This window comes from Aquabacterium sp., assembly GCF_035476535.1.
Taxonomy (GTDB): domain Bacteria; phylum Pseudomonadota; class Gammaproteobacteria; order Burkholderiales; family Burkholderiaceae_C; genus Pseudaquabacterium.
Genome location: NZ_DATILJ010000328.1, coordinates 1 through 9,588, shown reverse-complemented (window position 1 = coordinate 9,588; position 9,588 = coordinate 1). Strand labels below are relative to the sequence as shown.

The window sequence follows — 9,588 nt, the reverse complement described above, 5'->3', positions numbered from 1 at the left end:
GCCGTGAGCGTGCAGAAGAACCGGGCCTGGACGCTGGGCGCCAACCTGCAGGCCAACCCCTTCGTTACGGTGAGTGCCGAGCACTACCGCGACGACCAGAGCGGCAGCGCAGCCTTGGACGGTGCACGCACGGTGAGCTGGATCACGGCGGCTTATCGCTTTTCAGTCCGCACCGACGTCTATGCGGTGATCGACCGCAACAAAGTCACGGGCGGCTACGCCAAGCCAGCGTTCATGGGCGTCAAGGGCAGCCAGCAAGGGCTGGTGGTGGGCTTGCGCCACCGGTTCTGAGGCCGCCCGCCGCTCAAAAGTAGCGCACCCAGGCCTGGGTCGACCGGCGCTTGAAGCGCGCGAAAGCGCTCACCGGGATGTAGAGCAGCGGCACCATGCCCAGCCAGACGACCCAGACGATCCAGAACGCATCGGCATCGACGCCGAAGCGGGTGCCCTGGTTGGGCCCGAAAACCGCGAACAGCAGCTTGTAGCCCAGCAACAGCACGTACAGGTGCAGCAGGTAATAAAACATCGGTGCCCCGCCGAAGATCGACAGCGCCCGGGTCGCCGCGTTGTCGACCCGCTCCAGCGCCGCGAGAACCAGCAGCCCAACACCCAAAGTGAGCAGCAGGAAGTCGAGCGATGGTGGGTACTTGGTGAAATTGAGCCAGGACATCGCCGTCTGCACGCCGCTGCTGCCAGGGACCCAGGGCAGGTTCTCGCCATAGAGGTTGAAGCCGCGCAGCAGGAGCAGCGCCGCCAGGCAGGCCAGGCCGGTGGCCACCAGCACGCGGCGCCGGGCCGGCGCATCGAAGCGGGCCGAGAACAGCGGCGCAAACGCATAGCCCAGCAGGATCACACCGACCCAGGGCAGCGCCGGGTAGGTCAGGCGCACGCGCAGCGCGCCCTCGGCCACGAGCCAGCCGCGGTGCAGCATCAGTGTCCAGGGCGCGTACCAGGCGCTGTCCGGCGCCACGACGATGCCGGCCAGCGCGTTGTGGCCGCACACGATCACCAGGCCCAGCGCCGCCAGCAGCGCACGCGGCAAACCCGACAGCAGCGCCAGCACGATCATGCTGAAGCCGATGGCCCACATCACCTGCAGGTACAGCACCTGGTAAGTGCCGCTCCAGGCAAAGTTCACCAGCGTCAGTTCCAGTGCGATCAGCAGCAGCCCGCGCTTGAGCAGGAAACCCCGCACCGGCCGCGGCGTGCCGGTGGGCGGGTTGGCGTACAGCCAGGCGCCCAGGCCGGTCAGGAAGACGAACACCGGGGCGCAGAAGTGCGCGGCGAGCCGCGAGAAGAAGACTTCCGGCGAGGTGCCGGGCAGCGCCATCGGATCGCTCACCTGCAGGTGCAGGTAGAGCGTTTCGCGCACGTGATCCAGCATCATGATCACCATCACCAGGCCGCGCAGCGCGTCGATCGAGGTGATGCGCCGGCTGTGCACCGACGCCGCATCGCGCGCGGCGCTGGCGGGCGCCGCGCGGCTGGCGCCCGGGCTCAAGGTCGGGGTCAGTGACATGGTGGCTCCCGTGGCGGATCAGAACTTGTAGCGCGCCGTCAACGTGAACTTGCGGCCGCTGCCTGGAAACACCCACACCTGGTTGTAGGAGCTGGTGTAGAAGGTCTTGTCGAAGAGGTTGTCGACATCGAGCGAGAGCTGCAGCTGCTTGTTGAAGTTATAGGACGACACCAGCTTGACGCTGGTGTAGGCCGGCAGCTTGAAATTGTCGGCGGTCACCAGCGGGGCCACGGCGCCCTCGCGCTCGCCGATGTAGTTCAGCCCGCCGCCGAACGAGGCCGCGTTGCCGGCGATCGCGAAGGACTTCACCAGCATCAGGTTGGCGCTGTGGCGCGGCACGTTGGCCGATTGCCGGCCGACCAGGAAGGCGTTGTTGTCCTGCGTGACGCGTGCATCGGTGAAGGCGTAGGCAGCAGACAGACGCAAGCCAGTCAGCACTTCACCCGAGACGTCGAACTCGATGCCCTTGCTCTCGACCTCGCCGGCCGCCACCGAGAAGTTGTTGGGATCGGCCGGGTCGGGTGTCAGCACGTTGTTCTTGGTGATCTTGTAGAGCGCCAGCGTGCTGGTGATCTTCGAGTCCGCCGAGTCCAGCTTGGCGCCCACTTCGTAGGCCTTACCCTCTTCGGCCGGAAACGACGTGAAGTCGCTTTTCACGCCGCTGTTGGGCCGGAAGCTCTTGGACGCGGTGGCGTACAAGGACACCGTCTTGCTCGGCTGGAAGACCAGGCCAATGCGCGGCGTGGTCGCGCTCAGCGATTGCGCAGTCACCGTGCTGCGCAGGTGGTTCTCGAGCGACTGCTCGTAGCTGTCGTGGCGCAGGCCCAGCGTCATCTTCCACTGCGCCGCGAGGTCGATCTGGTCTTGGGCGTAGAAGGCATGCGCACGCTGTTCTTCCCGCGTGTCTGTGGTCAGCGCCGTGGGCGTTCCGACCCTGCCGTAGACCGGCTCGTAGATGTCGATAGCCCCCGCGCTGGCCAGGCGGAACTGCCGCCGCTCGTCGGTGAAGCGGTAGGCGTCGACGCCCACCAGCAGGTTGTGCACCATGCCGGCGGTCTTCAGCTTGCCCAGCAGTTCGAGCCGGCCGGAGACATCGGTGGCCGCGTTGTCGCGCGTGCGGCGCTGGCGCACCAGCGTGCGGCCATCGGCTTGCAGGAAGCGCGCTTCGGTGGCGATGCCGTTGATCGAGCTGTCCCGGTAGCTGAAGCCGGCCTGCACCGACCAATCGTCGTTGACCTGGTGCTGCACGAAGACCTGGTTGCCCGTGGTTTCGATGGTGTGCAGGCCGTCGCCGGGCTCGCCGAAGAAGCGAGAACGCGGCACCAGCCCGAGCACCCCATTCACCGCCACCACGCCCCGATCGAAGGTGGCGCGCTGCTTCGACACTTCCAGTTCATAGGACACGGTGGTGTCTTCCGACAGGATCCAGATCAGCGACGGCGACACCAGGTAGCGCTTGGCGCTGACATGGTCGCGGAAGCTGTCGCCGTCTTCCACCGCTGCGTTCAGGCGATAGGCCAGGCGATCGTTGATCGGACCGGTGAGATCGGCGGTGGTGCGGAACGTGCCGTAGCTGCCGGCGGACAGGCTGATGGACTGCGCCGGCTGGAACAAGGGCTTCTTGGTGGTGATGTTGACGGTGCCGCCCGGCTCGCCGCGGCCATACAGCGCGGACGCGGGCCCCTTCAGCACCTCGACGGTGGCGGTGTTGGCGGCATCGCGCACACCGTTGTAGCCGCGGCTGTAGTTGAAGCCGTTGACCATGTAGTCCGAGCCGAAGTTCGGGTCGCCAGTGAAGCCGCGCATCGCGTAGCTGTCCCACAGGCCACCGAGGTTGCTTTGTTTGGCGATGCCGCTGCCGAGCTCCAGCGCGTCGGCGAGCTTGGTCACGCCGGCTTCCTGCAGCAGGTCGGCGGTGATCACACGAACGCTCTGCGGCACATCCTTCAGCAAGGTGTCCGTCTTGGTGGCGCCGACGGCCGAGAGGTTGCGATAAGGCTGTTTGGCGGCCTTGACCTCCACGGACTGAAGCGCAGAGCTGCCGGGCGCACTGGCCGCCGCGGCGGGCGGGGCCGGGTCCACCGCCCAGGCAGGAGCGCTGCAGACCAGACAAGCAGCGGCCGGCACGGCGGCAAGAACAAAGCGTCGTTGGAACATCACGGTGAAACTCCTCGGGGTCGTTGGCATCAAGGGAACCGGGATCGCGGCGACGGATGCGCCGGGCTGGAACAGGCAAATGCAGGCAACTGCAGGTATCCGCAGGCAAAGGGACGCTCAACCTGCGCGTTGGCGGCTCTGGCGGCAAGAACAGTGAAGGTTGTGGTGGCGAGGCAAAGTCGCATGGCGACCCAGGGGAATTATTGGACTGGGCTCACGCAGAACCTGCTGTTGTCATCGATGCCGCCGCAATGTCCTGCGGTATGTCGGCGCCTCGGCGGGCAAGCATGCCGAAAGGCGCGCCGTGGTGCGTGACGGTCGGCGCTGGTGCAATCCCAAGCACCAATGGCGTGAGTGGGGAGCGCGCAGCACGACCTGCCGGCACCGGCGAATCTGCGCAATTCTCTGTGGCCCCGTCCGCTGTCAATGGTGATTTCTGCGCCGTGGCTGAACGTAAGCTGGGTGCATGCAAGCCTCCTTCCCGGACACGGTCACTCAAACGGCCATCGCCGATCTGCTGCCCGATCTGGTGGCCCTGCGCCACGATCTGCATGCCCACCCGGAACTCGCTTTCGCCGAGCATCGCACGGCCGGCATCGTCGCCCGTGCGTTGACCGAGCTCGGGCTGGAGGTGCACACCGGCATCGGCGGCACCGGTGTCGTGGGCGTGCTGCGCAACGGCACAGGGCAGGGCAGCATCGGCCTGCGCGCCGACATGGATGCACTGCCCATCGTCGAGGCCAGCGGCGTCGCGCACACCAGCACGGCCCACGGCGTGCACCATGGCTGCGGTCATGACGGGCACACCAGCATGCTGCTCGGCGCCGCGCGGCACCTGGCCCGCACGCGGCGCTTCAATGGCACCGTCAATCTCATCTTCCAGCCCGCTGAAGAAGGCCGCGGCGGCGCCCGCGCGATGGTGCAGGAGGGTCTCTTCGAGCGTTTCCCTTGCGACGCCGTCTACGCGCTGCACAACTGGCCGGATCTGGCCCTGGGCAGTGCGCAGACACGCGCCGGGCCGATCATGGCCGCGGCCGACCGCTTCGACATCAGCGTGCGCGGCCGGGGCGGCCATGCAGCCCAGCCGCACCGCACGCCCGACGCCATCCTGGCCGCCGGCGAGCTGGTGACGCAGCTGCACACGCTGGTCTCGCGCCGCATCGACCCGACCCGTTCGGCGGTGCTGTCGATCACCCGCATCGAAGGCGGCCAGTCGCACAACGTGCTGCCGGCCAGCGTGACACTGACGGGCACGGTGCGAAGCTTCGACGCCGACGTGCAGGACACGCTGGAAGCGGCGCTGCGCCAGGTGGCGCAAGGCGTTGCGCTGGGCAGCGGCACGCAGATCGACGTGGACTATGTGCGTTACTACCCCGCCACGGTCAACAGCGCAGCGGAGTCGGAGATGGCCCTGGCGGCTGCAAATGCGGTGGGCCTGGCCGCCAGCGTGGCGCCGGCACCGGCGTTCACGTCGGAGGACTTCGCCTTCATGCTGCAGCGGCGCCCCGGCGCCTACCTCTGGCTAGGCCAGCGCCGCGATGAACACGATGCGCCCCTGCATCATCCGAGTTATGACTTCAACGACGCAGTGCTGGGCCATGGCGTGGCCTGGTTCTGCGCGCTGGCCGAGCGTGCGCTGCCGATCGCCGGCAGCGCTGCGGATTGACGCCATCGGCACAGTCGCAAGCTTCATTCAAACCTGTCGGAGTGTCAGATGAACCTGAGCAGCTTTTTCGCAGCCACAGCCTTGCTGGCAGGTGCGGCCGCATCCACCGGCGCGCAGGCGCACGGCATCTGGTTCGCCCAGCGCGCGAACCATCTGGCGCTGGTCTACGGCGTGGGTGCCGACGACCTCGACGCGGTGAAACGCCTGCCGCTGATCAAGAGCGTGACGGGCTACGACGCCGCCTGGAAGCCGGTGGCGACGAAGTTCCGTGTCGCCGGCCCGCTGCTGCTGGTGGACAGCGACAGCGCCACGACGGTGGTGACGGCCGTGCTCGACAACGGCATCTGGAGCAAGACACCCGATGGCGAGTGGCACAAGAAGGGCAAGGACGAAGTGCCGAATGCCGTCACCAGCGAAAAGACGATCAAGTACGCGGTGATGATCCGCGGGCCGCTGAGCACGCCGCTGCCGGCCTGGCCCGAGCAGACGCTGCAGCTCTTGCCGGTCGATGCGGCCTTGCCGGTGCTGCTGGGCAAGCCGCTGAAGCTGCGTGTGCTGTTCAAGGGCCGGCCCGTCGCCGGCGCCGTGGTGCAGAACGACTACGTCAACGATCCGGACAACGAAGGCGTGAAGAGCGCGGCCGACGGCAGCGTGACCCTCATCGTGCGCAACCAGGGGCTCAACGTCATCGCCGCGCGCTTCGACGGCCCGCCCGATGATCCAAGCAAGGCCAACAAGATCGAGCACCTCGCGACCTTGTCCTTCGTCTTGCCGCACGCGCCGGAATGAGCCGCGTGATGTTGCTGCTCCATCCTGTGACACCTGTGCCAGCGCGGCACCCCGCGCAACCACGCGCTGCAGCAACGGTGACGCCCGAATCGCGGGTTAGACCTGAGATCTGAGCCTGTTTTCGGCCCTGCGGCCCGTGGCATGGCGATTGCGCTCTGAAGCATCGAACCGGTTCGGCAAGGGTCTGCCGACCGGGGTGCTCCACCGCTGTTCCCATCACCCTCAGGAGACTGTCCATGCTCTACGCCGCGCCCGGCACCGCTGGTGCCAAAGTCACGTTCAAGCCCCAGTACGACAACTTCATCAACGGCAAGTTCGTGCCGCCGGTCAAGGGCCAGTACTTCGAGGTGATCACGCCGATCACCGGCAAGCCCTACACCCGCGCCGCACGCTCGGGTGCCGAGGACATCGAGCTGGCGCTGGACGCCGCGCATGCCGCGGCCGACGCCTGGGGCCGCACCGCGCCGGCAGAGCGCGCCAACGTGCTGTTGAAGATTGCCGACCGCATCGAGCAGAACCTGGAACTGCTCGCCTACGCCGAGACAGTGGACAACGGCAAGCCGATCCGCGAAACGCTGAATGCCGACATCCCGCTCACCGCGGATCATTTCCGTTATTTCGCCGGCTGCCTGCGCGCGCAGGAAGGCGCCTTGAGCGAGATCGACGAGAACACCATCGCCTACCACTTCCACGAGCCGCTGGGCGTGGTCGGCCAGATCATCCCGTGGAACTTCCCGATCCTGATGGCGGCGTGGAAGCTGGCACCGGCCATCGGCGCCGGCAACTGCGTGGTGCTGAAGCCGGCCGAATCGACGCCGATCAGCATCATGGTGCTGGCCGAACTGATCGCCGACCTGCTGCCGCCCGGCGTGCTGAACATCGTCAACGGTCTCGGCCGCGAAGCCGGCATGCCGCTGGCATCGAGCAAGCGCATCGCCAAGATCGCCTTCACCGGCTCCACCGCCACCGGCCGCGTCATCGCGCAGGCCGCGGCGACCAACCTGATCCCAGCCACGCTGGAACTCGGCGGCAAGAGCCCGAACATCTTCTTCAAGGACATCGCCGATGCCGACGATGCACTGTTCGACAAGGCCATCGAAGGCCTGGTGCTGTTCGCGTTCAACCAGGGCGAGGTCTGCACCTGCCCGTCGCGCGCACTGATCCATGAAGACATCTACGACAAGTTCATGGCCCGCGCGCTGGAGCGCGTCAAGGCCATCAAGCAGGGCAACCCGCTCGACACCGAGACGATGATGGGCGCGCAGGCCTCGGCGATGCAGATGGACAAGATCATGTCCTACCTCGAGGTCGGCAAGCAGGAAGGCGCGCAGCTGCTGATCGGCGGCGACCGGGCCCACCTGCCGGGCGACCTGGCCGGCGGCTACTACATCCAGCCCACGCTGTTCAAGGGCAACAACAGCATGCGCATCTTCCGCGAAGAGATCTTCGGCCCGGTGCTCGCGGTGACCACCTTCAAGACCGAGGCCGAAGCGCTGCAGATCGCCAACGACACGCCGTATGGCCTGGGCGCCGGCGTCTGGACGCGCGACGGCAGCGCGGCGTACCGCATGGGCCGTGCCATCAAGGCCGGCCGGGTGTGGACCAACTGCTACCACGCCTACCCGGCACACGCCACCTTTGGGGGTTACAAGGAATCGGGCATCGGCCGCGAAACCCACAAGATGATGCTCGACCACTACCAGCAGACCAAGAACCTGCTGGTCAGCTACAACCCGAACAAGCTCGGCTTCTTCTGAGGAGCACGGCCATGCAAGCGAAGCTCACCAGTCTCTTTTGCGCCGCGGCGCTGGCCTGCACCGCAGCCCACGCCGTGGTCACCGACCAGATGATCGAAGCCGAGGCCACCAGCACCGGCAACGTGCTGACCTGGGGCGTGAACACGCAAGGCCAGCGCTACTCGCCGCTGAAGCAGGTCAATACCAGCACCGTGGCCCAGCTGGTGCCGGCCTGGGCCTTCTCGTTCGGCGGCGAGAAGCAGCGCGGCCAGGAATCGCAGCCGGTGATCCACAACGGCAAGATGTTCGTCACCGCGTCGTATTCGCGGCTGTTCGCGCTGGATGCGGCCACCGGCAAGAAGCTGTGGAAGTACGAGCACCGCCTGCCCGAGGGCATCATGCCCTGCTGCGATGTGGTCAACCGCGGCGCGGCGCTGTACGACAAGCTGGTGATCTTCGCCACGCTGGATGCACAGCTCGTTGCGCTGGACCAGGACAGCGGCAACGTGGTCTGGAAGGAGAAAATCGACGATTACAAAGCGGGTTATTCGGCCACCGCCGCGCCCATCATCGCCAATGGCTTGGTGCTCACTGGCGTCTCGGGCGGCGAGTTCGGCGTGGTCGGCCGGGTCGAGGCGCGCAGCGCCAAGACCGGGCAGCTGGTCTGGACGCGGCCCACGGTGGAAGGCCACATGGGCTACACCTACGACCCCGATGGCAACCCCAAGGAAAATGGCATCTCCGGCACCACCAACCAGAGCTGGCCGGGCGACCTGTGGAAGACCGGCGGCGCGGCCACCTGGCTGGGCGGCACCTACGATGCCAAGACCGGCCTGGCCTACTTCGGCACCGGCAACCCGGCGCCCTGGAACAGCCACCTGCGCAAGGGCGACAACCTGTTCTCGTGCTCCACCGTGGCCATCGACATCAAGACAGGCCAGATCAAGTGGCACTACCAGAACACGCCCAACGACGGCTGGGACTTCGACGGTGTCAACGAGTTCGTCACCTTCGACATGGACGGCAAGCGCGTCGGCGGCAAGGCCGATCGCAACGGCTTCTTCTACGTCAACGACGCGAGCACCGGCAAGCTGCTCAATGCCTTTCCGTTCGTCAACAAGATCACCTGGGCCAGCAGCATCGACCTGAAGACCGGCAAGCCGAACTTCATCGACGCGAACCGGCCCGGCGACCCGACGGCAGGCGACGGCAAGAAGGGCACGTCGATCTTCTCGGCGCCCAGCTTCCTGGGCGGCAAGAACCAGATGCCGATGGCCTACAGCCCGGACACCAAGCTGTTCTACGTGCCGGCCAATGAGTGGGGCATGGAGATCTGGAACGAGCCCGTCACCTACAAGAAGGGCGCGGCCTACCTCGGCGCCGGCTTCACCATCAAGACGCTGGACGACGACTACATCGGCGCGCTGCGCGCCGTGGACCCGAAGACCGGCAAGATCGTCTGGGAAGTGAAGAACAACGCGCCGCTGTGGGGCGGCGTGCTGACCACCGGCGGCAACCTGGTGTTCTGGGGCACGCCCGAGGGCTACCTGAAAGCCGCGGACGCCAAGACCGGCAAGGTGGTGTGGCAGTTCCAGACCGGCTCCGGCGTGGTGGCCCCGCCCATCACCTGGAACCAGGGCGGCGAGCAGTACGTCAGCGTGGTCTCCGGCTGGGGCGGCGCCGTGCCGCTGTGGGGTGGCGAAGTGGCCAAGAAGGTCAGC

6 protein-coding genes and 1 pseudogene are annotated in these 9,588 nt (G+C 66.8%); 5 read left to right on the top strand and 2 right to left on the bottom strand.

Features of this window, described 5'->3' with window-relative positions; all coding sequences use genetic code 11:
* A pseudogene (locus VLK61_RS31335) lies at positions 1 to 291 on the top strand (porin); the annotation flags it as partial.
* Positions 292 to 304: 13 nt separating this feature from the next.
* Here the strand turns inward: VLK61_RS31335 and VLK61_RS31330 are convergent.
* Positions 305 to 1,519, bottom strand: coding sequence for a DUF1624 domain-containing protein (locus tag VLK61_RS31330; protein ID WP_325427525.1), 1,215 nt, complete (start codon positions 1,517 to 1,519; stop codon positions 305 to 307).
* Positions 1,520 to 1,537: 18 nt separating this feature from the next.
* Positions 1,538 to 3,676, bottom strand: coding sequence for a TonB-dependent siderophore receptor (locus tag VLK61_RS31325; protein ID WP_325427527.1), 2,139 nt, complete (start codon positions 3,674 to 3,676; stop codon positions 1,538 to 1,540).
* Positions 3,677 to 4,142: 466 nt separating this feature from the next.
* Here VLK61_RS31325 and VLK61_RS31320 point away from each other — a divergent pair, with 466 nt between their 5' ends.
* The 4 genes from VLK61_RS31320 to VLK61_RS31305 all read left to right on the top strand — a co-directional run.
* On the top strand, positions 4,143 to 5,342 hold the full coding sequence (locus VLK61_RS31320; RefSeq protein ID WP_325427523.1) for a M20 aminoacylase family protein: 1,200 nt from the start codon (positions 4,143 to 4,145) through the stop codon (positions 5,340 to 5,342).
* A 48-nt stretch (positions 5,343 to 5,390) separates the two neighbouring features.
* Positions 5,391 to 6,131, top strand: coding sequence for a DUF4198 domain-containing protein (locus VLK61_RS31315; RefSeq protein ID WP_325427521.1), 741 nt, complete (start codon positions 5,391 to 5,393; stop codon positions 6,129 to 6,131).
* Positions 6,132 to 6,367: 236 nt separating this feature from the next.
* On the top strand, positions 6,368 to 7,888 hold the full coding sequence (locus tag VLK61_RS31310) for an aldehyde dehydrogenase family protein (protein ID WP_325427519.1): 1,521 nt from the start codon (positions 6,368 to 6,370) through the stop codon (positions 7,886 to 7,888).
* Positions 7,889 to 7,899: 11 nt separating this feature from the next.
* On the top strand, positions 7,900 to 9,588 hold a 1,689-nt coding region (locus VLK61_RS31305), incomplete at its 3' end, for a PQQ-dependent methanol/ethanol family dehydrogenase (protein ID WP_325427517.1).